The sequence below is a fragment of the Gottfriedia sp. S16(2024) genome (genome assembly GCF_050473765.1).
Lineage (GTDB): Bacteria > Bacillota > Bacilli > Bacillales > Bacillaceae_G > Gottfriedia.
Map to the genome: position 1 here is coordinate 3,191,250 of NZ_JBFLUO010000001.1, position 25,372 is coordinate 3,216,621.

General features: G+C 32.2%; 21 protein-coding genes and 1 pseudogene. 13 read left to right on the forward strand and 9 right to left on the reverse strand.

Annotated elements, in window-relative coordinates; all coding sequences use genetic code 11:
* Positions 1-399 precede the first annotated feature (399 nt).
* On the forward strand, positions 400-2,232 hold the full coding sequence (gene abc-f / locus AB1282_RS14935; RefSeq protein ID WP_429899407.1) for a ribosomal protection-like ABC-F family protein: 1,833 nt from the start codon (positions 400-402) through the stop codon (positions 2,230-2,232).
* An 87-nt stretch (positions 2,233-2,319) separates the two neighbouring features.
* Here the strand turns inward: abc-f and AB1282_RS14940 are convergent, their stop codons facing one another.
* Positions 2,320-3,138, reverse strand: a complete 819-nt coding sequence (locus AB1282_RS14940) for a YitT family protein (RefSeq protein WP_429899408.1) — start codon at positions 3,136-3,138, stop codon at positions 2,320-2,322.
* A 165-nt stretch (positions 3,139-3,303) separates the two neighbouring features.
* On the opposite strand from AB1282_RS14940, the gene exaC reads away from it, so the two are divergent.
* Positions 3,304-4,821, forward strand: a complete 1,518-nt coding sequence (exaC, locus tag AB1282_RS14945) for an acetaldehyde dehydrogenase ExaC (protein WP_056470514.1) — start codon at positions 3,304-3,306, stop codon at positions 4,819-4,821.
* 148 nt (positions 4,822-4,969) lie between these two features.
* The gene (locus AB1282_RS14950; RefSeq protein WP_390310437.1) at positions 4,970-5,242 is read left to right on the forward strand and encodes a hypothetical protein; all 273 of its coding nucleotides are present in this window, start codon (positions 4,970-4,972) and stop codon (positions 5,240-5,242) included.
* A 216-nt stretch (positions 5,243-5,458) separates the two neighbouring features.
* Here AB1282_RS14950 and AB1282_RS14955 read toward each other — a convergent pair.
* Both AB1282_RS14955 and AB1282_RS14960 read right to left on the reverse strand, forming a co-directional pair.
* A pseudogene (locus AB1282_RS14955) lies at positions 5,459-5,822 on the reverse strand (enoyl-CoA hydratase).
* Positions 5,823-5,972: 150 nt separating this feature from the next.
* Complete coding sequence (locus tag AB1282_RS14960) at positions 5,973-6,299, reverse strand: YnfA family protein (RefSeq protein ID WP_056470509.1); 327 nt, start codon at positions 6,297-6,299, stop codon at positions 5,973-5,975.
* Between the two features lie 269 nt (positions 6,300-6,568).
* Here AB1282_RS14960 and AB1282_RS14965 point away from each other — a divergent pair, with 269 nt between their 5' ends.
* Both AB1282_RS14965 and AB1282_RS14970 read left to right on the forward strand, forming a co-directional pair.
* The gene (locus tag AB1282_RS14965; RefSeq protein WP_429901150.1) at positions 6,569-7,918 is read left to right on the forward strand and encodes a PQQ-dependent sugar dehydrogenase; all 1,350 of its coding nucleotides are present in this window, start codon (positions 6,569-6,571) and stop codon (positions 7,916-7,918) included.
* A 257-nt stretch (positions 7,919-8,175) separates the two neighbouring features.
* Positions 8,176-8,628, forward strand: coding sequence for an NUDIX hydrolase (locus AB1282_RS14970; RefSeq protein WP_429899409.1), 453 nt, complete (start codon positions 8,176-8,178; stop codon positions 8,626-8,628).
* A gap of 170 nt (positions 8,629-8,798) precedes the next feature.
* Here the strand turns inward: AB1282_RS14970 and AB1282_RS14975 are convergent, their stop codons facing one another.
* Entirely contained in the window at positions 8,799-8,924 is a 126-nt protein-coding gene (locus tag AB1282_RS14975; RefSeq protein WP_098428711.1) for a GapA-binding peptide SR1P, read from the reverse strand.
* A 343-nt stretch (positions 8,925-9,267) separates the two neighbouring features.
* Entirely contained in the window at positions 9,268-10,308 is a 1,041-nt protein-coding gene (locus AB1282_RS14980; protein WP_429899410.1) for a glycoside hydrolase family 5 protein, read from the reverse strand.
* Positions 10,309-10,575: 267 nt separating this feature from the next.
* On the opposite strand from AB1282_RS14980, the gene AB1282_RS14985 reads away from it, so the two are divergent.
* Both AB1282_RS14985 and AB1282_RS14990 read left to right on the forward strand, forming a co-directional pair.
* Complete coding sequence (locus tag AB1282_RS14985) at positions 10,576-10,974, forward strand: hypothetical protein (protein ID WP_429899411.1); 399 nt, start codon at positions 10,576-10,578, stop codon at positions 10,972-10,974.
* A gap of 164 nt (positions 10,975-11,138) precedes the next feature.
* Entirely contained in the window at positions 11,139-11,633 is a 495-nt protein-coding gene (locus AB1282_RS14990) for a hypothetical protein (protein WP_429899412.1), read from the forward strand.
* A 222-nt stretch (positions 11,634-11,855) separates the two neighbouring features.
* On the opposite strand, the gene AB1282_RS14995 is transcribed toward AB1282_RS14990, so the two are convergent.
* Positions 11,856-13,052, reverse strand: coding sequence for an FAD-dependent monooxygenase (locus AB1282_RS14995; protein WP_429899413.1), 1,197 nt, complete (start codon positions 13,050-13,052; stop codon positions 11,856-11,858).
* A gap of 322 nt (positions 13,053-13,374) precedes the next feature.
* Here AB1282_RS14995 and AB1282_RS15000 point away from each other — a divergent pair, with 322 nt between their 5' ends.
* Positions 13,375-13,776, forward strand: coding sequence for an RDD family protein (locus tag AB1282_RS15000; protein ID WP_056470493.1), 402 nt, complete (start codon positions 13,375-13,377; stop codon positions 13,774-13,776).
* Positions 13,777-13,970: 194 nt separating this feature from the next.
* Complete coding sequence (locus tag AB1282_RS15005; protein WP_429899414.1) at positions 13,971-14,438, forward strand: UPF0158 family protein; 468 nt, start codon at positions 13,971-13,973, stop codon at positions 14,436-14,438.
* A gap of 189 nt (positions 14,439-14,627) precedes the next feature.
* Here AB1282_RS15005 and AB1282_RS15010 read toward each other — a convergent pair whose 3' ends face one another.
* A complete protein-coding gene (locus tag AB1282_RS15010; protein WP_429899415.1) occupies positions 14,628-15,149 on the reverse strand; it encodes a hypothetical protein in 522 nt (173 codons plus the stop codon).
* Between the two features lie 207 nt (positions 15,150-15,356).
* On the opposite strand from AB1282_RS15010, the gene AB1282_RS15015 reads away from it, so the two are divergent.
* Entirely contained in the window at positions 15,357-16,394 is a 1,038-nt protein-coding gene (locus AB1282_RS15015) for a M42 family metallopeptidase (RefSeq protein WP_056470485.1), read from the forward strand.
* 352 nt (positions 16,395-16,746) lie between these two features.
* On the opposite strand, the gene AB1282_RS15020 is transcribed toward AB1282_RS15015, so the two are convergent.
* Together AB1282_RS15020 and AB1282_RS15025 are read right to left on the reverse strand one after the other, a co-directional pair.
* The gene (locus tag AB1282_RS15020; RefSeq protein WP_429899416.1) at positions 16,747-17,676 is read right to left on the reverse strand and encodes a L,D-transpeptidase family protein; all 930 of its coding nucleotides are present in this window, start codon (positions 17,674-17,676) and stop codon (positions 16,747-16,749) included.
* Positions 17,677-17,823: 147 nt separating this feature from the next.
* Positions 17,824-18,939 (reverse strand): RNA-guided endonuclease InsQ/TnpB family protein, encoded by a 1,116-nt coding sequence (locus AB1282_RS15025; RefSeq protein WP_429901152.1) that lies wholly within the window; start codon positions 18,937-18,939, stop codon positions 17,824-17,826.
* A gap of 579 nt (positions 18,940-19,518) precedes the next feature.
* Here AB1282_RS15025 and AB1282_RS15030 point away from each other — a divergent pair.
* The 3 genes from AB1282_RS15030 to AB1282_RS15040 all read left to right on the forward strand — a co-directional run bounded on the left by AB1282_RS15030 (position 19,519) and on the right by AB1282_RS15040 (position 25,053).
* Positions 19,519-21,147, forward strand: a complete 1,629-nt coding sequence (locus AB1282_RS15030) for a glycoside hydrolase family 13 protein (protein WP_429899417.1) — start codon at positions 19,519-19,521, stop codon at positions 21,145-21,147.
* Between the two features lie 382 nt (positions 21,148-21,529).
* Complete coding sequence (locus AB1282_RS15035; protein ID WP_056470479.1) at positions 21,530-23,266, forward strand: ABC transporter ATP-binding protein; 1,737 nt, start codon at positions 21,530-21,532, stop codon at positions 23,264-23,266.
* Positions 23,266-25,053 carry an ABC transporter ATP-binding protein gene (locus AB1282_RS15040; protein WP_390310419.1) on the forward strand — a complete coding sequence of 596 codons (1,788 nt, stop codon included), beginning with the start codon at positions 23,266-23,268 and terminating at the stop codon, positions 25,051-25,053. The genes AB1282_RS15035 and AB1282_RS15040 overlap by 1 nt, the downstream gene beginning before the upstream one ends.
* Positions 25,054-25,372 lie beyond the last annotated feature (319 nt).

Below are 25,372 nucleotides of genomic sequence, written 5' to 3' on the forward strand. Positions count from 1 at the left end.
AAAGCATTGAAAACATACTAAAAGTAAGCTAAGATTAAATTAATATTTTTAAGGAGGCATCAAATTTAGACACTATGTACAATATCCGATAACTTTTTAAGCTAACGAATTTTATAGCAAAAAAGTACTCTGCCTGAAATCAGAGAAATTGGATAACTATGTCTATTTATGAGCCTATACTAATATTAAATTAATCCATTGTTTTTAATACATGGTTTATTTATTATTATATTTCATTTGAAATATCATCTAACGTATATATTTATATATATACACGGCTTATTAAATCACATCCAATTTACACACAGGCAGATACTGCTTGTGTGTTTTTTATTTTCTCTCGTTAAAGATTGTATTTTTGCGCAGAGTGATATTTTAAAATCGGATGGAGTGAAGTATATGTTTATTATAAAAACATCGAATATAGAAATAGAGTTAAATGGAAAAACAATTTTTAAAAATGGAAACTTAGACATAAAAGATGGTGAAAGGGTAGCATTAATTGGTGAAAATGGAGTTGGAAAATCCACATTTATTAATGCCATTTTAGGTAATATTCCATTGAAAAAAGGAATGCTACAAATTCACTATTCAAAAGATGAAATTGGATGGCTTTTAACCGATGAAGAGAATCTAGAAAACTTTTCAGCAAGGGAAGTGATCGAGTCATTTGATCAAGAGCGATATTTCATCAAAAAGAATTTAGAAAAGTATATGCTTGATCTGTCTAATGAACAGAATCTAGCTAAATATAACGAGAGTTTAAGTAAATATTTAGAATTAGATGGTTATGATTGGGAAACGAAAATAGATCAAGTTTTGAAGAAATTTCAATTACCACAAGAGTTATGGAATATCCCATTCAGTCATTTAAGTGGTGGACAAAAAACAAAAGTTAAATTAGCCAAGATAATGATGAAGCAACCAAAGCTATTAATTTTAGATGAACCAACAAATCATTTAGACACTGAGTCAATCCAATGGTTAACGGAATGGTTACAAAATTTTAAAGGTAGTGTACTTTTTATTTCTCATGAACGACAATTCATTGATGATGTTGCGACAGTTACTGTTGAATTAACGGAAAATGGTACTTTTAAGTATAATGGTGGTTATTCAACATATAAAATACAAAAAGAACATGAGCAAAAAACGCAGCAAGCACAATATAATAAACAAGAAGCGGAAAAGAAAAAGCTCATTGAAACAATTAATCAATATAAACAATGGTTTACAAGCTCGCATAATGCAGCTAGTGAACGTGATCCTTTTGCAAAGAAAAAAGCGGCTAAAAACGCATTAAGATTTAAATCAAAAGAAAAGGATTTAGAACGATTAGAGAAAAGAAAAGTAGATAAACCAAAAGAAGTTAAAACAATTTCAGCCAGCTTTGAAAATGATTCATTTTCAGCAAAACAAATGATTACATTTGAAAAAGTTGATTTTTCATATGATGAAAAAGCGTTATTTAATCAAGTTGATTTTAGTTTAAATCGAGAAGATCGATTAGCTGTAATTGGAAAAAATGGATCTGGAAAATCAACATTTTTAAAATTATTAACAGGATTAATGATTCCTAATAGTGGATCTGTAAAACAGAATCCTCAATTAAAAATAGGGTATTTTATGCAAGAGCTTGAAGCGTTAAATGAGGATTCAACAATTTTAAATGAAATTTTATCACTTCCAAATATGACTGAAACTGAAGCAAGAACAATTTTAGCATGTTTCCTTTTTAGAAGAGAGGATGTTTACAAAAATATTGCCCAACTAAGCATGGGAGAGAAATGTAGAGTCGCTTTCGTAAAATTATACTTTTCTGATTCAAACCTACTAGTGCTTGATGAGCCAACAAACTATTTAGATATTCACACGCGAGAAAGAATTGAGGAAGCATTAGCTGCATATCCTGGAGCAGTCGTTGTAGTGTCACATGATCCTTATTTACTAAAAAAGGTCTCAAATCGCGTAATTCATATTGAAAATGGAAATCTTTATGAATTCAAAGGATCTTTTGCAGAATGGAACGGAAGACAGAACATCTCAAACGATCAGCAAACTTTATTAAATGAACGAATTAAATTACAACTAGAAATAGCTGCAATGAATGCAGAGGAAAAAGATACGGATGAAGAAAAGAAAGCTCAAATTTCAAAAATCGTCAAGCTACAAAAAGAACTTGATGGAATAAATGAAAGGTTATTGACTGAGAGAAGGGAAAAGAAAGGCTGAGCGCTTAAAAATAAAAAACAAATCACTTAAGTTGGATTACTTATGGTGATTTGTTTTTTATTATAGATCCGAGTTGTACTAAACTATTTACCCTGCTTTTAGTACATCATTTACATCATGTATAACGACGAATGCTTTTGGATCAATTGTGTGAATTATTTTTTTAAGTTCAAATAGTTCTTTATTATTAAGAATAATGTATAAGGACTCTTTTCGTAGGCCAGAGAAGTGGCCTTTTGCAGGATAAATCGTTACTCCTCGATTCATTTCATTTGATACGATTTGTGCAATTTCATTCGCCTGATCGGAAATAATCGTAATCGCTTTTTTAGGATTTAATCCTTCCATAATAAAATCCAAAACTTTAATACCGATATAAATAGAAATTACAGTATATAATGTTTTCTCAAAGCCGATTACAAAATAACCACCTAAAACAACAATTAGATCAAATAATAGTAAAGATTTACTAATACTCCACCCGAAGGATTGATGAACCATTTGAGCTAGAACCGTGGAACCGCCTGTTGTACCACCCGCACGAAAGACAATTCCTAACCCTAGTCCGATTAAAACACCAGCAAAAATAGTACCTAGTAAAGTTTCGCTTGTTGGTACGCCATAACCGTCTGTCATACGTAAGAAAAAAGAAATGGCTACAATGGAAATAACTGTATATATTATTAGTTGTTTCTTTAAATATTTATATCCAATTATTAACAAGGAAGCATTTAAAACAAAATATACGACATCAGGTGACCAGTTAAATAGATAATAAGTAATCATCGTAATGCCGGTAAAGCCACCCTCAGCTAATTTATTCGGTATTGCAAAGAAGTTAACACCGACTGCAAATATAGCTGAACCAACAAGGAGATATAAAATATCTACGAATTTTTTACGCACAGTTACCCCTCATTTTCTAACAGATTTTTTTCACTTCTATCATTCTACCTAATAATGAGTTTTGAATCAAAAAATTTCTATTAAACAAAATATCTATTATTTGTCATAGTTATTAACGCGCTTTCATAGGTTTATAAAGAGACAAGCTATTAAGGGGGAATCATTATGGTATTTGCAACACCTGGAAAATCTGGTTCATTAATTACGTTTAAAAATCGTTATGACAATTTTATTGGTGGCGAATGGGTAAGACCAGTAAGGGAACAGTATTTTGGAAATGTATCGCCAGTAACTGGACAAGTCTTTTGTGAGGTGGCAAGATCGACTTCAGAAGACATCGAAAAAGCACTTGATGCAGCACACGGTGCAAAAGGTAAATGGGGAAGAATGTCAGTAACTGAGAGGGCAAATATTTTACATAAGATTGCTGATCGTATGGAAGCAAATAAAGAATATCTCGCTGTCGCTGAAACTTGGGAGAATGGTAAACCTGTACGTGAAACTTTAGCTGCAGATATTCCTTTAGCTATTGACCATTTCCGTTATTTTGCCGGCTGTATCAGATCGCAAGAAGGATCACTCGGTGAACTTGATGGTGATACAGTTGCCTATCATTATAAAGAGCCATTAGGGGTTGTCGGACAAATTATTCCATGGAACTTCCCAATATTAATGGCTGTTTGGAAGCTTGCTCCAGCCCTTGCTGCAGGGAATTGTGTTGTTCTAAAACCGGCTGAGCAAACGCCAACTTCTGTATTAGTTTTAATGGAACTAATTCAAGATTTATTGCCACCTGGGGTTGTTAACGTTGTAAACGGATTTGGACTTGAAGCAGGTAAACCATTAGCTTCAAGTGATCGAATTGCGAAAATTGCATTTACTGGTGAAACTTCAACTGGGCGACTAATTATGGAATATGCTTCAAAGAATTTAATTCCTGTTACATTAGAATTAGGTGGTAAATCTCCTAATATATTCTTTGAAGATGTAGTAGACAATGAAGAGTTTTTCGATAAAGCACTTGAAGGCTTTACGATGTTTGCTTTAAATCAGGGAGAAGTTTGTACATGTCCTTCAAGAGCACTTATTCATGAATCAATCTATGAGGAATTTATGGATCGAGCGGTAAAACGTGTTAAAGCGATTAAACAAGGAAACCCATTGGATCCTCAAACAATGATCGGTTCTCAAGCTTCGCACGAGCAATTGAATAAGATTTTATCTTATTTTGAAATTGGAAAGAATGAAGGTGCCGAAGTTTTAGTTGGTGGTAGTCGTAATGTTCTTGATGGAGAATTGAAAGATGGTTTTTATGTAAATCCTACAATTTTCAAAGGGAACAATAAAATGAGAGTATTCCAGGAAGAAATTTTTGGTCCTGTTGTTTCGGTTACTACATTTAAAACAAAAGAAGAGGCATTGGAAATCGCTAATGATACATTATATGGATTAGGAGCGGGTGTTTGGACTCGTGATATGGATACTGCTTATCGATTCGGACGCAACATCGAAGCAGGTCGAGTTTGGGTAAACTGCTATCACGCATATCCTGCACATGCAGCTTTTGGTGGGTATAAAAATTCAGGAGTAGGTCGTGAAACACATAAAATGATGTTGGACCACTATCAAAATACAAAGAATCTGCTAGTTAGTTATTCTCCGAGCAAACTAGGATTCTTTTAAAACTTTTACACTCCAGTATTGATTTACTGGAGTGTTTTGATTTTCAAAGAAAGAATACATTAAAATAATAATTTTCTTAAATCCATACATAAAAACTAGTAGGAATTTAATATGTTTAATAAAAAAGTATAAATTGGAGGGACTAAATATGTTATATCTAGTAATCTATGTCATTATCCTGATCATACTGTATAGTTTCATTCAATTATATTTAAATCGAAAGTGGAAGTTAATCTATACTACGCATGGCTATCAAAACTATTTTATGATTATTGGTAAATTGAAGAAGAATGGAATTGAGTATAAGACGAAAGTACCGATGAATTTTAGTGGTAGGAGATTTAATGAGAATACTCAATATGATATATATGTAAAAAAAGATTTAGAACATTTGGCATTACAGTCCTTATATCATAATTAATAGAGTGATATTGATTTATGCCAAACGTGTCAACTGTAGGATGTTCGGAATCGCAGACTTTGGCCCTTGTGGAGTTAGTTAAAGAGACATGGGGTCTAAGTCTTATGTATCTCCAATAGGAGCCGGGTATCCTTCATTCCAATTAATTATTTAACGAATTAGTTGCTTGGAGAGAAGAATGCTGATTTCCGAATTCATTTTCTTAATTTAGGAAGGTTATAATATTACTCCTGTGAAGCTCCCACTTAATACTTGTTTTTTATTCTGATTTGTACATATAAAGGAAGACATGATTGATATTCTATTCTCTTTTTTTTCATATTTCTCGATAGTAACTTCACAGGTTATTGTATTTCCTGAGTAAACTGGTCTTAAAAATTGGAAATTTACTGTTCGTGCTAGTACGTTGTGATCTCCACCTATTTTAGTAGGTAAAGTTGCAGTCAATAATCCCTGAATGACTAGTCTTCCTTGTTCATCAGGCGTGATATGGTGTGCGCTTTGCATCACCAGAAACCTTCGTAAACAATTCAACGTCTTCTACCGTAAAAGTTCGTTCAAATGTAATAATATCGCCCATTTGTAACAACTAATTTTTCCCTCCTTAATAAAATAAGCATTAATTCTCCTAGTTAAAGAGTTCAATTCCTTATAGTACTATCCTTCAAAATGTTAAATAAAAAATCGGCTAAATAGCCGATTTGCTGTTTCATATCATTACGAAAGGGTATTAATTACGAGGCGCCCATAAAATAACTGACACACCAATTAAACAGATTGCTGCACCAATCCAATCATATAAATCAGGTGATTTTTTATCAACACCCCAGCCCCATAAAATTGAAAGAACGATAAATACACCTCCATAGGCAGCATAAACTCTACCAAATGATGGGAAAATTTGGAACGTTGCAATGACACCATAAATTGCCAAAATAATGCCCCCGATTAATCCTAAATACGCAGAGTGTCCTTCTCTTAGCCATAACCAAATAAGGTATCCTCCTCCAATTTCAGCTAAACCGGCTAATAAAAAAATAAATATTGCAGTGATCAAGTAACTTCTTCCTTTCTATTAAAAAGACATATTGGTAAGAAATATGTACAGGTATATGCCCTTTATTTTAACAATAAAGACTAAAAGAAACTATCATTCTATTTGAATCATTAAAAGTCTTTCAACGTACTATTAGAAAAGAATTTCGGTACTAATAGAGCTATTCCCATCATAATTTTATAGAAGAAAATAATATGAAGGAGGTGTATTGATCGTTGTTAAAAGTCAATTTACGTCCCGTTGTTAGTAAGATTAATTTACCAACTGTTATGAAAACAACTATTCTTCCCGGTGATTCAGTTGAAAGACTATTTATTGCAACACAAGTAGGAGAGATCTTTTACATAGGAAATGGAGAGGTCAGAACATTTTTAGATATACGCCCTCGAGTATTAAAATTAGGTGAGTCTGGTGGCTATGATGAACGCGGATTGCTTGGGCTAGCATTTCATCCTAATTTTTATCATAATGGATTGTTTTATCTTTATTATTCAGTTGCTGGTTCCGGGGGTCCAGGTGCGCTTTCTAAACCATTTAATCCAAACCCGTGTGATCCAAAAACATTAAACTTAAAATGGATTAATAGGGAAACTCAATACGAACATATTAATACAGTTGAAGAATGGGTTCTCCAATCAAATGGTCAGCCTCAAAAACGACGGACTTTACTTAATATTAAAAGACCATTCATGAATCATAATGGTCTTAATACTTTAAACTTTTCACCTGAAACAGGAAAACTTATTTTAACTACTGGAGATGGTGGATCAGGCTATGATCCATTTAACTTAAGCCAAGACAATTTGGAAATCGCGGGTAAAATAATTGAAATTGATGTAGGAAAAGATACATTCATCAACGATTCCCCTATTGTCACACGTTTTAATGAACTTCCAACATCGATTCAGGAAACGCTCACGGTAATGGCTAAAGGGGTTCGCAATATTGCGGGTATTTCATATCAAAGATTTTATAGTCAATATATTAAATATATTGGAAATGTCGGGCAAGACTTGGTCGAATCGCTTTTTGCATTTGGTTATTATAAACCATTACCAGTTTCCCAGTTAGTCCAAAGTTCGATCAATAATTCTGAACTTGACATGGAAGGATTTATTAACTTCGGCTGGCGAGGTTGGGAAGGTGCATTTCCTACTTCGACAATAAGACCCTGCACTGAAAATTCCGACTTAGAAGAGAAAACAATAGCTTATTACAATGAATCAGTAACACTTTCAGCGAGCCGTTTACAACCTTTAACTAGCTATTTTCATAAAGATCCAAGACCCGATAAATTTTCAGGGACTGCACTTACAGGTGTCCAGGCATATTTGGGGAATGATATACCTAGTTTAACTGGGAGCGTTTTGTTCACAGATATGCTAAGAAAGGGATCACAAGGACAGCCTAAAGGAGTTTTAGGTTATACGAAAGTAAGACCGGATGGTAAACAAAGTGATTTCGGTGAGATTCAAACAGAATATGACTTTGGATCTCAACCTGCCTATTATGTAGGTTTGGGTACGAATTTAAATCAAACAAAAATGTATTTAGGAGTTTATGGATCTATGAAAGTGACTGATTTAAACATGGGAACGATTTTTGAAATTGTACCGTGACGTTTAATCGGTTTGCTTTTATGAGTTTATTAACAACCACGGAGGAAAGACACTCCAGTGGTTTTTTTTTAGGTGATAATTATTGTTTTATTTCAAAGGAATAAAGTCCTTGCTTAAACAAAAAAGATTGTTTGCCAAAGTTAGTATTCTTAGCATACAGCTATTTCTTTTAAGTAATTGTCAGATAAGTGGAATAAAATAGAATTGTTTGATACAGTTGAATTAAACATAATCATCGTATATTGGGGAGAAAATCAATGGGCTATATTATGGACTTAAGAAAAATTGTAGGAAGCCGACCTATTTTAATGGCTGGCGCAAATGTTATCCTACTAGATTCACAAAAGAGGGTATTATTACAATTAAGAAAAGATAATAAGACCTGGGGATTACCTGGTGGAGCATTAGAGTTGGGAGAGAACCTAGAAGAAGTGGCTAAAAGAGAATTGAAAGAAGAAACTGGTTTAACAGCATTAAACCTTGAGTTTTTTAACATTTTTTCTGGAAAAGAATTTTATTATAAATATCCTCATGGAGATGAGGTATATAATGTAATTACGACTTATATATGTACTGAATATACAGGTCAATTAGAGAAAGAAGAAAGCGAAGTTCTAGAGCTATGCTTTTTTAGTTTTGATGACCTTCCATCAGAAATTAGTCCACCCGAACTTCCTATTTTAAATGCATTTAAGAATTCTAACTATTGACCATCAGAATATAGTATGTGAAAGTTTGACCGAATAAAGATAAAAAAGGATCTTCTTGTAAGATCCTTTTATCATTTTATATTAACTGATATTTTGTTAAACCTTTAAAAATTAAGTATTTTTTAGGTATGGTCTTGATAATGAAATTGGCGTGTTGTATTTGCTATATGTTATTTTGCAGTTGAAGTTGCTGCTTCGTTTTTGCAGTTTTCGCAAGTTGAATAGATTTTCACAACTTTTTTATACTCCGCGTACTCAATAGTTTCTTCGCATTCTTTACAGATTAAAATTTGCATTAGAAACACCTCCTAAACCCACTATACTACGTTCGTTCCATCATTTCACCAGGGACTTTACCTACCCTGTGGACGTGAAGTGTCCCAGTTGAAAAAACGTTGAAATAGCAAGGTTTTCAAGTAGGAATTGTCTTAAAAAATTTTTTTCTTGTTTTTAGAAAAGCGAAAAATAGAAGTCTTTTGAATATGTTTCTGGTATCAATTTCATCTATGAGAAACTACAAAGAATTTTTATATTATTTAAGCAGACGATTATAATATATCTTCATTAAAAGAAATTTTAATTGAAAATGAGATCAACTGAAAATGACCTCTCAACAAGCGATGAGAGGTCTTCTTCAAATTAGTTATCAGGCATACCCCAAGATTCTTGCAATTTTTTAAGGCCGGATGGATTTGTTACCTTTAGAGTGATTTGCTTGTTGGTGACTTTTTTCTCCATCAAACTATAAAAATCTCCGTCCCGCAAACCTGGCCAATAAACACTTCCTGTTCCAATCGTATTAATTTTTTTGCTCATTGCACGTACGTAGTTAATTTCATTCTTGCTCTTTTTTAGCGAATAATCCAAGCCGCTTTTCATTGGTGCTCCCCATTCGGTAATGATGGCACGATCGGAGTATTTTCCAATTTCGATTGTTAAAATATTGGACCATCCAGTTTCTGTGAGGGAATTAATATGTACATATCCCGCATAAAACGCATAGCAGTGTACGGCAAGCATTGTACCGTCAAGTCGTTTATCATCTCCTAATGGATTAATATAAAGTGCGGCCAAACCAATTCCATCAAGAATTACATTCTTCTTCGGAACATTGAAACTTGTTAGCCAATCATTATAGAGATTACGTAAATCTTTAGTATTATAGCCGTAGGGCTCATTAATCGGTTCAAAATAAATGTTTGGGTTATTTCCGTATTTTTTGATAACAGTACTCCACATGCTATAAAATTTTTTGAGATCTTCAGGTTTTCCATTTTTCGGTGGCCAATAGCAAAAAATCACTTTACCTCTCTCTAACGCCGCATCAATGGCCCCGGTATAAGTACCCCAATAATTTGCGACAGTAGCTTCATTAATAGGAAGTCTGACTGTGTTAGCACCAGTTTTATCGAACATCTGCCCAATAATTTGCCGGCCTACTACTTTGGCAGAATCGTATGAATCATTTTTGGTCAGTCCACTTACATAAATGACTCCATCAACAAAATTGTCGCGCTCATCCGCCCAATTCACACCCCTTATTCCAGCTGACAGCGGTGAAGTCGGTTTATTAACGTTGATTTTAACAAGATTTAAAAATGCAAAAGAAGAGGCAAAAAGTAAAATAATGGATCCTAAAATGCAAACTACTATTAAAGTTGTTCTTTTTACTATTTTCAAAATTTCCACCCTCATCTAATTAATCTTTTGTAAAATTATTTTTAGAACTTTAATATTATTTATTCTATGATTTATTGAAAAAGAATTAATATAGTCATAGATTTTTAAAGGTTCACCAGATTGAAAGAAAGCTTGCTTCCGGTTAATCGAAACATGATTAAAGGGTTCTTTTTATGCAATAAAAGACAGGAGAGTTGAATAAAGAATGTTATAATTTAATGAAATAGAAATGGCGAAAATTTCTAATTTTAATCATTAGGGGGAAACATGAAAAAAATCTTAATTGTAATAGCGATTTTAATAACTGGGATTGTAGGGATAAAAGGTTATTTTCTTTTTCATAGTGGATTTGATATTAAAATAAAAAATCAAACAAATAGAAATATAACAGGAATATATTTGACCTATAATAATCTAAAATCTGATATAAAGATACCTAAAATTGCTTCAAATAAGGACTATAAACTAAACGTAAATCCATCTAAGAATGTTGGAGAGAGCTCAATGAATCTTCATTATAAAGACAATAAAGGTAAATTACATACAAAATCAGTTATTGGGTATTTTGAAGGTGGCTATTCAGGTGATCTTTTAATTACTATAAAATCTGTTGATGAAGAGGGAATACTTAAATTTAAAATAAAGGAGGATATTTCTTTATATTAAAATTAAGCAGTTTTTTTAGATTACATATGTTTTTTCGGAGGAATATTAATGCAAATATCATCTAGATTTTCGATTCCAAATTATCGTTTTTTGTTCTTTATAGCATCCCTTTTTTATTAAGCGTTCTCTTGATATTTCTTACAGATCCTTTAAAGGTTGTTGATTTGTTCTATCAAACTTTATTTTTATCAATTTTCTACGTAGGAATACCTATAGGAATTGTATTTTTACCTTATTATGGATATTTTTATTTGCTTCAGAAATATTTTAGAGTGAATTATGTAGTATCAGTAACTGCCTTAATTACAACAATAATCGCACTAATTTTAGTGTTTATAGTCATTCAAAATACATATAAATCATATGAAACTCGAAGCTACTTTACAAAAGAAACGACAAGTCAGTTGTCAAAAAAGTCTATTGAATTATTTGAAAAAGAAACAGGTGTTAAAGGAAAAGTAAAAAAAGTTAAGATGGTTAGCAGATATAACGATGCCGATAATGGGAACTTTACACTAATTCGAAAAAGATATTATGACATTGAAGTTGTCACGAAAAATTCATCAGATTTACAAAAAATTCCAAGGCACTATAAAAATATTAGTGTTGATGGGAAATGGATTTTAAAAATGAAAAATGAAGAATATATTTTTGATTAAACAAACGTATTAAAAATTAGTAAACGAACTGAACTTGTTTTAGTTGAATCAAAAGAATTTCAATTCCAAGCTGAAATAGTAAAGTATGTATTAGAAGCAGAATTTAATTAATTAAATAAGGGCAGTTTTGATATTAATTAAACGTAGCAACGCTCAGAATATACTCTGAGCGTTGTTATTTTATTGAACTTACTAACTCATGATTTATATTAATAAAATAGTTTAATAATCTTTCAGTTCTATTTCGTTGGCAGCTTTTGCAATCATTCTCGTAATCATTTTAAACATTCCATTCATTAAGATGGGAATACGTAACATGGCATTGCGTAATAAAATTTTGAAGTTTGATTTTTCGATCATACCTCCAGCAGATAAAAGCCCTATTTTTTGATTTTTTTCAACAAAATTTCTCATCTCTTTTTCATAGGAAATGAAGGCTTTTTTGTAATCACCATTATTAGCTTTTAGTTCTCCTGCAAGTACATATGCGCCGACAAGAGCCAGGCTAGTACCTTGACCTGAAAGAGGGGATGGACAATAAGCAGCATCACCTACTAAAGTAATCCGACCATTTGACCATGTCGGCATGTGAATCTGACAAATTTCATCAAAATAAAAGTCTGTAGATGTAATCAATTTTTGAAGCAAGTTTGGTGTTTCCCAACCCTCTAGTTCCTCGAAAGCATTTTTAATTAGATTTTTTTGTTCTTCCGTATTGTAACGGTCGTAATTCAGTGGCTCGGATTGGAACAATAACATGCCCTTTGCTTCCTTGTTGTCATTTGCGCTATACATTCCAACGGTTTTCCCTGGAACCGTATAAAGAATTTGAGAGTGGTTGAGATTAAGATAATTCTCAAATTCAAAAATTGAGATATAACAACCGAGAGTACGTTTAAATTGATCTTCGTCACCAAATTTTAACGTACGCACGTTGGAATGGATACCATCAGCCCCTATTACTAGATCGAATGTATCTGGTTTCCCGTAAGTATATTGAACTTCTACCCCTGATATAGATTCATGAATAGATGAAATTGAATCGCCCCAAATATATGTAACTTTATCCTTGGTCAGATCGAACAAAATATTACTAAGATTCTCACGCATAATTTCGATATCCATCCCGTGCTGATTACCCATACTTGCTTCACTAATTTTACCTTTAATTTTACCTTTGTCATTCACGAAGTAAACTCCAGTCAAATGAGTATCTAGTGCACGAACTTGATCAAGAATACCCATTCGATCAAGAACAGAAATTGCTGCGCCACGGATATCGACAGCAAATCCCCCTTTGCGTAACGTTGGAGCTCTTTCGACTACAGTCACCTCGAAACCAAAGCGATGAAGCCAGTAAGCAAGTGCTGGCCCTGCAATGCTTGCACCCGAAATAAGGACACGCATATTTTGCTTCATAATTACTTAATCACTCCTAATCAAAATAAATTTAAACGACATAACAACAATATATTCAAAGGTTTTTTAGTTATGAACTGTCGTAACATTGCTCTTAATTTATAAATGAAAGAAAAAAATGGGAACAGCACTACCTAACTAAAAGGTGCTGTTTCCATTTTTTTACTACAACAAACAGTCAGTTAAGTTGCATAGTAATGTTAAAATTTGATTGAAAAAAAGGCAAATTACCCCAAGTTACAGAATATGTATAGACAGATATAATTATTTTAATAGTAAAAACAGATTTCATAGTAAACTTGTTACGTTTTAGGGGGAGTCAATGTTGGAATTTAAATATGCAGGATTTTGGATTAGATTATGCGCATATATAATTGATTATTGTATCATTATTTTATTAGGTTTCATTTTAAGTCCGTTGCTTCTTAATTTCTTTACTAACACAAATATTACATACAACCTACTCATTGATCTCATCGGTATTATTTACTTGATGCTTTTGCCAGCTACAAAATTGCAAGGTACGATCGGAAAGGTCACAGTTGGCATTAAAGTAATCAATAAAGATGGTAGTAAGTTATCCGTATTTGATGCAATTAGTCGTTGGTTAGCTCAAGTTGTATCCGCTTTCATTTTATTAATTGGCTATATAATGATTGCTTTTTCAAATAGGAAAACAGCATTACATGATAAATTAGCTAATACTTATGTAGTATATAAATAACAACATATTTAAAATATGTACAATTGAATAAACTGATCAACCTATGATAATCTGAATGGAGCTTTTTAAAGCTCCAATTTTTTATTTTAGAGAGTTTTTTAGAAGGAAAGGGCATTCATATATATAACTAACAAGTATAATTATTTGGGTAATACAACTAATTTGTCTAATCTAAAATAGAGAGGGGATTCTACATGACAAATAAAGTAAAGATAAAAGATATCATTGAAGAAATGGAAATGCAATTTGAAGGTTATCGTTCATTTGTTAAGATAAGAACAGGTGAAGTTTTTTCGGTTTCTGAAGACGATCTTATAGATGCCGAAGATGAAAAAACTATGGATGATTTACAAGATTGGCAGATAGAAAATTTAGAAATCGCAAATGAAATTGTGGAAAATTATGAGGACTATAAGGAATTGCCTTCAAAATATGAAATTGATGAATATAAAATGGTTAAAGACTTTTGTTTAACTGTTAAAGATGTGAAAGTACAAAAAATATTACTTATAGCAATCGAAGGTAAAGGCGCATTTAGAAAATTTAAAGATACAGTTATAGAATTTAATATTGAAATGGATTGGTATAGCTATCGTGACAGACGCTATAAAGACTTAGCGATCGCATGGTGTCAAAATAATGATATCGAGTACATAGATTAGAAAGATAAAAAATAAGTGTAGAGCCATTTGTGGTGTTTGACCTACAGGCAGCAGCTTAAGCCGAATCAAAAATAAAATGAATCCCTTCAATTTTAGCTGAAGGGATTTTTAACGTTTTCTTATGTAATTAGTTTGAACCAAATGCCAGTTTAGTTTAACAACTTGCCAATTTGTCTAATTAGATAGTTGTTAATTCAACGGAGCCAATCTTTTAAAAATAATTAAAGTAATTTCAACCCATAACCAGCAATAAAGAAATGAAAATAAAAAAATAATTAGAACGGTATAGATTGAAAAAGAATCAGAAAATCCCGGACCTAAGACCGGAAAGTGGAAAAGAAATAATAGACTCATAATACCTAACATTAAAAGTGTCGCTCCAGTTGCAATGATTGATAATCTCTTTTTAAAAAAGTGAAAAGCCAAGCCTATACCAAATCCCAATAATCCTGTTGTAAAAGGAAAGACAATAAGTTCAGTTGGCTGTAAGATGAATAACAACATGATAGTTAGAAAATAGGTCTTAATTCCATCTGTAATGGAAAACATGGAACATAATAGAATAGGTGCAGTGGCGATTGGACTTAAAAATAATCCAATACCTGGTAATAGGCCACCTGCAGCTTGAAAAAGTGCAGCAATACAAGCAAAAATAGAGGCTAATATAAATTTCTTGGTTTTATTTTGTTTAGTGAATTTTAGTTGAAACAATCGGACCTCTTCAGTAATCGGTTTGAAAAAATACACATTTTCACCTCATTTAAAATACGATATACATCATCTATATGAGAATAATCAAAGTGCAATACGCCAAACATGTTAAAGCAGGATTATGTATTATTGATAACAAACACAAATAACTGTATGATAAATACGTTGAGAATTGCATGAAAATTTCAAAATTGAAGGGGAAAATCTATGAATATTAAAATTGACAAAGAATATGTGCTACAAACCGCTAAACAATTACTAGAGTTTAATAGCCCAAGTGGTTTTTGCTTTGAAATTATGGAATTAATTCAGTCTTGGACAAATAGTTTAGGGTATGAATTTGAAACAACTAATAAAGGTTGTGGCGTGATCACAATTCCTGGTAAAAGCAATGAGCAAGTCATCGGATTATCAGCACATGTTGATACATTAGGGGCAATGGTCCGATCAATTACTAGCAAAGGTACTTTAAAATTTACAATTATTGGTGGACCAATCGTACCAACACTTGATAGTGAATATTGCCAAATTAGAACGCGTGAAGGAAAAATTTATACAGGAACATTTTTATCTACAAGTCCATCAATTCATGTTTTCGAAGACAGTAAAACAAAAAAACGCGACCCAGAAAACATGGAAGTTCGAATTGATGAATGCGTTAAGTCAAAAGAAGATGTATTAAATCTTGGAATTAGCCCAGGAGACTTTATATTCTTCGACCCGAAAACGACAATTACTGAAAGCGGATTTATAAAATCAAGATTTATTGATGATAAAGCAAGTGTGGCATGTTTAATTGGTTTACTTGAATTATTTAAAAGGGAAAAAATTGTACCTACATATACAACAAAATTATTTATTTCAACGTATGAAGAAGTTGGACATGGCTCTTCTTATATCCCATCTGATATTACTGAATTAATTTCAGTAGACATGGGTTGTATTGGAGATGATTTAAGCTGTACTGAATATGATGTCTCAATATGTGCAAAAGACTCTGGTGGACCATATGATTACAATATGACAACTGATTTAGTCAACTTAGCAAAAGAAAATGAGCTTAGCTATGCAGTAGATATCTATCCGATGTACGGTTCTGATACAGTTGCTGCTTTACGCGGGGGACAAGATATTCGTGGAGCGCTAATTGGACCAGGGGTACATGCATCTCATGGTATGGAAAGAACGCATTATAATGCAATGGAAAATACGATGAAATTATTGTACTTATATTTAACTAAGTAAAAAGTAAAAGGGGCTGTCTCATGGGACACCCCTTTTTGTACGTTGTATTTCAAAGGTGATTTTATTTTTAAGTTGATAAAATGGCTCTTTATCATATAAAAATAGTAAATTTTTATTCTAAGAGCGAGCATATTTGCTAGTTTTCCATTAGAAAGGATCTGCTATTGTACAAGTATTAGGTCATAATACCTTAACTGGTATAGGTGATTTTTATATTTATTTGCGATATTTCATCCTTATTTGGATAAATGAACTCCTTATTTGTAGCTAAGATTTATTTCATATCATATTTCCATTATAAAAAAACAAGGGTTCCATTAAAAAGTTAGACTTCTGGACACCCTCTAATCGTTTAATAATTTAATTTTTGAACCCCATTTAATTGACTATCAAATCGGTCTTCACCATTCGTTTTTACATTTTTCTTTAATGTAAATGTATAAAAATAAGCCGAGACTGACTCACGTTTATTTTCTTGGAGTTTGTCTAATAATAATTTTTTTGTACCAGCACCAACAACTCCATCACTAGTTAATCCATTATCTTGTTGAAATGCTCTTACTGCCTGATCTGTGCCTTCAGCAAAGTAGCCATCGACCCCATTTGTAGAGTAGCCTAATTTTGTTAATGTATCCTGCAGCCATTCAACCTCTGATCCTACACTTCCAAGTTGTAAACTAGTAGGAATATCCGTTGGTTTTGTTACAACAACCGTTCCTGAATCATCATCAAATAAATGATTTGAAACTGCGATGTCTTGAAATGACATGTTTGATGAAGTGATTAAAACAGTCGTATTTTTCTGTACACGATCAAATAACCATTCTACTTCTTCATCATACATTCGTACACAACCATGACTAGCATAAGTTCCAATAGAACTTGGATTATTATTACCGTGGATTGCATAGGTTGTACCCCATGTCCCTCTAGCATTTAAACCGAGCCACCTATTACCAAGTGGATTCCTCGGATCACCACCAGGAATATTCTCTTTATAATAAGGTCGATTAACAATTTTAACGACGATTTTAAACTTGCCTTCAGGAGTTAAATCCTGGCTCTTACCGGTTGCAACTTTAAAAACTTTTACCAATTTACCATTCTCATAAAAAGCTAATCTATTAATCGACTTATTAATAATGATAAATTGTGAAACAGGTTTTGTTTCTGCGGCGATAGACTGAATAAAAGAAGTGCTCAAAAATAATAGAAGTACTATGAAAAAAATAAAACAGCGCTTTAACAAAGTTTGCCCGTTGCCAAAAATTATAAAAACCAATAATTATCAATTATTTTTATAGATTTTGTTTTCTTCCCCGTTCTACGTGTCCGATTTTACGAGTTAGGCTACTTTCGTTTGATATACACTCCAAGGGCGTAAATTCGGATACAACGAATCCTACATATTAGTAGTGACCTCTAGGTGTCAGATTACTAATTTATAACGTGACAAGTTAATTGCTGCGTTAAAATCTCGATCTACTTCATGACCGCATTCACATTGGTATAATCGGTCTGATAGTTTTAAATCTTTTTTCAACTTTCCACAACTTGAACACGTTTTAGAAGATGGGTACCATTTATCAGCTTCAACAAATTCAATGCCATATTTTTCAGATTTATATTGAATTTGACGTTTGAATTTATATAGACACTGCTTTGCAATTGCTTTTGACAGGTGTTTATTCTTCATCATGCCTTTAATATTTAGAATTTCCATTACTATACGATATGGATTGGTTTTCACAATCTCGCTAGTAGATTGATGAAGATGATTAAGTCTGATATTTGTCAACCTTCTATGGAGGTGTTGTATCTTCTTATCGATTTTTATAATGTTGCTTGTTTTGACGAAACGGTTTCCCTCCTTATTCATTTCAAATTTGCGAGAAACTTGACGTTGCAACCTACGTAGGCGTTTCTCTGTCCTCATAACAGTTTGGATTTTGTTAATATTTTTCTTCTTAGTGCCATCTGAACAAACAGCTAATTCTTTTATTCCTACGTCTATACCAAGTGAAATATCTGTCAGTTCAACCTTTGACTTTGATTCTTCAGTTCCTACAGAAAGATACCAGTATTTTCCGTCATGACTAATTCTAGGATTATAGTATTTTTCATTTGGTATAAATTCAGAGGCTACAACCCAACCGACCTTCTCAATCAATAATTTTTTTCCTTTTACTTTCAACTTCATATTATCGTTATAAAAAGATGATTTTGATTTTCTTCTAATTTTGAATTTTGGCTTATCAGATAACCCTTTAAAGAACTTTCTATACGCTTCACAAAGATCTTTAATCGCTTGTTTTGTAATATTATTAGAAACTTCATACAACCAAGAAAATTCATCAGTTTGTTTTAATACAGTTAATTCTTTTCTTAACATGCCATCAGAAATAAATTTCCCACCTGTTTTATAATTTTCTTCCTGTCTAGCCAATGCCCAATTATATGCCCACCGAGCTGTACCAACTGATTTCCATAATTGTATTTCTTGTTTTTTAGTTGGCCTTAATCTGACTCTCCTTCCACGTATAATTGTTTTGTTAATAGTAAGAAGAGTTTGCTCAGTTCTTCCTATCTTTTTCGCATATCCATTTATCGTATCTAATTTCATATTACTCACCTCATGCATATTTAAACACAAAGGGTGACTCTCAATTAGAACGAATTGTGATATTTTAATAAATTTTAATTTTTTGAAATTAGGAGTTGTAAACCACTTACATAATTTAGAAAATACATAGCCTTATATATTATGAAGAGATTGCTTGTCCTATCTAATAAAAATAGGAAAAAAATAGTTTTATTTTAATTAAGTCAAAGTCTGATATTGAATTAAAGCTAGATTAACTTTTAAACATTATTAATATAGAAAAATGTAAATGTTTGCATTAATGAACAATCTTGTTAAAATAGAAAATGTAAGCGGTTAAACAGGGTATGTGAAGAAAAAACAAGGACACTTTTACTGCTAAAATATGCACACGATTGCACGATTTTAACAAAAGGCTTTGGATGGTTTGAAATTTCACATACCATATTATTTTATTTAGAAGAAATCACAATTAAATTTTTTAGTTTTTAAGGTTTATACATAATCTAGGAGGCAATTCAAATGGAGAAAAAATGGTGGCATAATAGTGTAGTTTATCAAATATATCCTAGAAGTTTTATGGATAGTAACGCTGATGGAATCGGTGATTTAAAAGGCATAATCGAAAAGCTTGATTATTTAAAGCTTTTAGGAATAGATGTTATTTGGTTAAGTCCTGTATATAAATCTCCTAATGATGATAATGGTTACGATATTAGTGATTATTGTGACATTATGGAAGAGTTTGGTACGATGAATGATATGGATAAATTAATTTCTGAAGCGAATAATCGAGGGATTAAAATTGTAATGGATTTAGTTGTGAACCATACATCTGATGAGCATCCGTGGTTTATAGAATCTCGAAAGAGCAAAGATAACCCATTTAGAGACTATTATGTTTGGAGAAATCCTGTAAATGGAAGTGAACCAAATGACATTCCTTCTGTATTCAGTGGCAGTGCTTGGGAATATGATAAACAAACTGGACAATACTTCTTGCATTTATTTAGTAAAAGGCAGCCAGATTTAAACTGGGAGAATCCAAAAGTCCACGAAGAAGTATATAATATGATGAACTTTTGGCTTGATAAAGGAATTGGTGGGTTCCGAATGGATGTAATTGATTTAATTGGAAAGATTCCTGATCAAGAGATTACAGCAAATGGTCCAAAGCTACATGAATACTTACAAGAGATGAATAAAATGACTTTTGGTAATCATGATGTACTAACTGTTGGTGAAACTTGGGGGGCAACTCCAGAAATTGCAAAGCTTTATTCAGATCCTGCTCGAAATGAATTAAGTATGATCTTTCAATTTGAGCATATCGGTCTTGATCAACAAGAAGGTAAAGAAAAATGGGATTTAAAGCCATTAAATTTGTTGGATCTAAAAGAAGTTTTTAATAAGTGGCAAACTCAGCTCGATGGAAAGGCTTGGAATAGCTTGTTCTGGAACAATCATGATTTACCACGAATTGTTTCTAGATGGGGTAATGATCAGGAATACCGTATTGAAAGTGCGAAAATGCTTGCTACAATCCTTCATTTAATGCAAGGTACACCTTATATTTATCAAGGTGAAGAAATTGGGATGACAAATATTCGATTTGAAAGCATTGATGAATATGACGATATTGAAACGAAAAATATGTATAATGACCGTATTTCAAAAGGATATAAGCATGAAGACATAATGGAGTCGATTTATACAAAAGGTAGAGACAATGCACGTACTCCAATGCAATGGAATGCAGAAAAGTATGGAGGTTTTACAAAAGGAAACCCTTGGTTAACAGTAAATCCAAATTTTACTAAAATAAATGTTGAACAATCGATAAACGATCCAGATTCAATTTTTCATCATTATCGCCAGTTAATCCAATTGCGAAAAGAAAATCCTGCTATTGTTTATGGTTCTTTTGAAATGCTTGCTGAAAAGGATGAAAAAGTATTTGCTTATATAAGACAGTATAATGATGAGAAATTATTAATTGTAGCTAACTTTACAAATGAGGAATCAAAATTTAGTCATAGTGAGCACTATGATGAAGTAAGTATACTTTTAAGTAATTATAAAGATTCAAGTTTAACAGGTGTGAATAGCAACTTAAGACCGTATGAAGCAATTGTTTATAAAGTTAAATAATTTAATTTATTAAAAATAGTTTGACATTTTATTGTACACTCGTATATGATAAGAATATCAAATAAGAAGGAGGTAGGTTAACATGATGATTGAAAGAAAATTAAACTCAAAAGCATCACAAAATTTCATAATGATTATGAACCCTATCTCTACGCAGGACGGACCACGTTGAAACTTAGATTTCAATTGACGATCTAGCCATGGGTTTATATTACCCATGGCTTTTTTGTGCCAAAAATAAACGATTCTTTTATGTTTGTTTTTGGGCGAAACGTTTCTTTATGGCCATGGGGTATGGAAAATATTCCCATGGTCTTTTTGTTGTCAAAAAAAGTGGAGGGTTGCGTAGAGTTAGGTTAATTGATACAAGGGAGGTATAATTTTGTCTCGAATTTTAAAATATGTCTTTAGACATAAGCTTTCATTTATCATTGGTTCAATTTCAATGGTTTTAGTAATAGGTGTGGATCATTTAATTCCTTATTTACAAATGATTCTAATCGATGACGGTATTACGAAAGGAAAAGCATCAGTCGTAGTTCCAGTTATTTGCGGTATTATAGGTGTCACAATCATTAAATCAATTTTTGGATATGTAAAAGAATATTTATATGACTTAGTAAGTTCAAAGGTACATGAGGATATTAAAAATGATATGTTCAAGCATATTCAAAGTTTTGAGTTTAAGTATTTTGACTCGATGAACACGGGTGAATTACTTTCGAGAATTAACGAAGATGTGGAAAACATCTGGCAAACAATTGCGTTTGGACTAAGATTATTTGTTGAAAATATTATTTATTTTACTCTTAGTACAGTTATCTTATTTGTAATTAATTGGAAGTTGGCATTAATCTGTTTAGCAATTATGATCCCAATTGGATATATGGGGACGCGTTTAAATCGCTTACTTAATAAAGGTTACGGAAAAATAAGTGACCATACAGCTGAAATAAATACAACAGCTCAACAAAATATTGCGGGTGTAAGATTAGTTAAAGCATTTGCTAGGGAAAAGCATGAGACGTTGAAATTTTTGAAAATGAATCGTGGATATTATGATTTAAATATGGCTCAAGCTAAAACAATGCGTAAATATTTTCCTAATATTGAATTTTTAACAAATATTGCGCTTGTAGCAATGATTATTATCGGTGGATATTTCGTTTTAAAAAATAATATGACACTCGGTGAACTAGTTGCATTTAGTGGATATATTTGGAACTTAATTTGGCCGATGAGAATGTTAGGCTGGTTAACAGATGTACTTTCTAAAAACCAAGCTTCTGCGAAGAAGATTTTTGAAATTTTAGATCGTAAAACTCAAATTGAAAACAAAGAAGGAGCATATACACCTAATCTTGTTGACGGTTCAGTGGAATATAAAAATGTAAGCTTTAAATACAATGATGAAATTGTCTTAAAAGATATTAATCTATATATTCCAAGCGGTAGTAAAGTAGCCATTATGGGAACGACGGGTGCCGGAAAATCCTCAATTCTTCATTTAATTGGTCGCTCATACGATGTGGCTGAGGGAGAAGTACTAGTAGATGGCGTTAATGTTAAAGATTTTAATTTAACATCTTTACGTAAAAATATGTCTCTAGTTTCTCAGGATACATTCCTTTTCTCAGATACGATTGAAAATAATGTAAAACTAGGAAACCCAGATGCTACTATGGATGAAATCCGTGAGGCTTGCCGTATTGCATGTTGTCTAGACTTTATTGAAGAGCTAGAAGAAGGATTCAACACGGAAATTGGTGAACGAGGAATTGGTTTATCTGGTGGCCAAAAACAACGTATATCAATTGCCCGCGCATTATTAAGAAATGCTCCAATCTTAATTTTAGATGATGCAACTTCTGCATTAGATATGGAAACGGAGTATGAATTATTACACAATTTAAATAAACGTTTCTCACATAGTACAACATTTATCATTGCACACCGTATTTCAGCAGTAAAAAATGCCGATGTCATTCTATTTGTTGAAAATGGAGAAATAGTTGAAAAAGGAAATCATAAACAATTACTAGATAAAAAGGGTAGATACTTTGAAGTCTACGAAGAACAATTCAAAGATTTTGAAACAGTAGAAAGCGGGGTGGTCTAATGGCACAAAATACGATTAATCGTGATGAAGACCAACTAAATAGGAGTAAAACCGAGCTTATTCTTAGGCTCGGGACTTATTTAAAACCTTATAAATTAAAAACATTTACCGTTATTTGTTTAATGTTATTTGTAATGGTAATTGGGATATTAAACCCATATTTATTAAAGGTAGCGATTGATACAAATATTAAGAATCACGATGTAAAAGGGCTCATCATAATTGGAGCTGTATTATTAGCACTAAATTTCTTAGCAATGATTGCTTCAAAAACACGTTGGACGATGATTAGCTCCGTTACGAATAATATTTTAGTAAATATTCGTCATGAGCTTTACACACATATTCAAAAACTATCATTTACGTTTTTTGATAATCGTCCAGTAGGAAAAATTTTAGCTCGTGTAATGGGGGATATTAGTGCTCTCCAAAATTTATTCAACCAAAGTATTCAAACATTAATTCCGGAATTACTAAGCTTAGTTTGCGTTACAGTTGTAATGTTTATCTTAAATGTTAAACTTGCAATCGCATCAGTATCAATTCTTCCATTTTTAGCAGCTGCAATGTTTTATATTGAAACACGTGCACGTAAAAGATGGGATGATTACCGAAAGAAACGTTCAAATTTAATCGCGTTTATACATGAAGATTTTTCAGGAATAAAAGTAGTTCAATCCTTTGCGAAAGAAAAAGATAAAGAAAAAGATTTCAAAGAAAAGGTATCTGAATTAATGGGATCATTCATGAAAGCAGTAAAAATGAATGACTTCTTTTGGCCATTAGTTGAGCTTTCTTGGGGTGTTGGTACTGTAATTGTATTTTATGTTGGATATAAGCTTGTAACTAGTCAAGAAATTGAAGTTGGAACATTAATCGCATTTTCAATGTATATTGGGATGTTCTGGCGTCCAATTATGAACTTATCAAACTTCTATAATACATTAATATCAAACTTCTCGGCAGCTGATCGTATTTTTGACATTATGGATATTGATCCAGAAATTATTAGTGAAGAAAATGCACCACCAATTGGACGAATCAATGGTGAAGTTCAATTTAGAAATGTAACTTTTGGTTATGATGAAAACTCTACAGTATTAAAAAATATAAATTTCACAATAAATCCAGGTGAAAAAATTGCATTAGTAGGTGCAACAGGTGCAGGGAAAACGACGATTGTTTCACTTTTAAGCAGATTCTATGATCCTTTAAAAGGTGAAATTTTAGTTGATGGAAATGATATTAAAAAAGTAGATTTAGAATCTTTTAGAAGTCAAATGGGAATTATGCTACAAGATACTTTCCTATTCTCAACATCGATTATGGAAAATATTCGATACGGTAAATTAAATGCTACAGATGAAGAAGTAATTGCCGCAGCTAAAGCAGTTCATGCTCATGACTTTATCATTAAAATGGAGGATGGGTATAATACAGATGTAAACGAGAGGGGATCAAGACTTTCATTAGGTCAAAGACAATTAATCTCGTTTGCTCGAGCTCTACTAGCTGATCCTAGAATTTTGATTTTAGATGAAGCTACTTCGAATATCGATACTCATACTGAGAAGCTTGTCCAAAATGGTATTGAAAAGCTATTAGAAGGTCGTACTTCATTTGTTATTGCCCACCGATTATCGACAATTCGTGACTGCGACAAAATTATGGTAATTGGAAACGGAAATGTCGAGGAAAGCGGTACACATGAAGAATTATTAGCTTTAAAAGGACATTATTATAAGCTATACATGGCGCAATATAGCTTCATTAATGATGGAGCATAATTGATCTGTGTTGTTTAGATTGGGGCTGCCTCAAAAGTCAGGTTAACTGACGAATGAGCGGTCCTTTTTTTATTGAAAAATGTACTTGTGCTAAGGATGGGGGTATTTAAACGGCTTTTTTTCGTTTGCAATTGATCTAATTGAACTTTATTAGATATTTCTGCAGGCTCTTATCAAGTTTTTATTAGATACAAGCCATATTGCAAGTTTTTCATTTGAAATGATCTGCTTTTGTATGTTTTTTTAGGTGATAATACCTTAACTGGTATGGGTACTTTTTAAATTAAATTGCGATTCTTAGGGGTTTAATTGCCGTTTC

What these genes read in the sequence shown, in the direction of transcription:
- abc-f (WP_429899407.1), top strand. Translation starts at nt 400, where the DNA reads ATGTTTATTATAAAAACATCGAATATAGAAATAGAGTTAAATGGAAAA.
- exaC (WP_056470514.1), top strand. Translation starts at nt 3,304, where the DNA reads ATGGTATTTGCAACACCTGGAAAATCTGGTTCATTAATTACGTTTAAA.
- AB1282_RS14950 (WP_390310437.1), top strand. Translation starts at nt 4,970, where the DNA reads ATGTTATATCTAGTAATCTATGTCATTATCCTGATCATACTGTATAGT.
- AB1282_RS14965 (WP_429901150.1), top strand. Translation starts at nt 6,569, where the DNA reads ATGAAAACAACTATTCTTCCCGGTGATTCAGTTGAAAGACTATTTATT.
- AB1282_RS14970 (WP_429899409.1), top strand. Translation starts at nt 8,176, where the DNA reads ATGGGCTATATTATGGACTTAAGAAAAATTGTAGGAAGCCGACCTATT.
- AB1282_RS14975 (WP_098428711.1), bottom strand. Translation starts at nt 8,924, where the DNA reads ATGCAAATTTTAATCTGTAAAGAATGCGAAGAAACTATTGAGTACGCG.
- AB1282_RS14985 (WP_429899411.1), top strand. Translation starts at nt 10,576, where the DNA reads ATGAAAAAAATCTTAATTGTAATAGCGATTTTAATAACTGGGATTGTA.
- AB1282_RS14995 (WP_429899413.1), bottom strand. Translation starts at nt 13,052, where the DNA reads ATGAAGCAAAATATGCGTGTCCTTATTTCGGGTGCAAGCATTGCAGGG.
- AB1282_RS15000 (WP_056470493.1), top strand. Translation starts at nt 13,375, where the DNA reads ATGTTGGAATTTAAATATGCAGGATTTTGGATTAGATTATGCGCATAT.
- AB1282_RS15005 (WP_429899414.1), top strand. Translation starts at nt 13,971, where the DNA reads ATGACAAATAAAGTAAAGATAAAAGATATCATTGAAGAAATGGAAATG.
- AB1282_RS15015 (WP_056470485.1), top strand. Translation starts at nt 15,357, where the DNA reads ATGAATATTAAAATTGACAAAGAATATGTGCTACAAACCGCTAAACAA.
- AB1282_RS15030 (WP_429899417.1), top strand. Translation starts at nt 19,519, where the DNA reads ATGGAGAAAAAATGGTGGCATAATAGTGTAGTTTATCAAATATATCCT.
- AB1282_RS15040 (WP_390310419.1), top strand. Translation starts at nt 23,266, where the DNA reads ATGGCACAAAATACGATTAATCGTGATGAAGACCAACTAAATAGGAGT.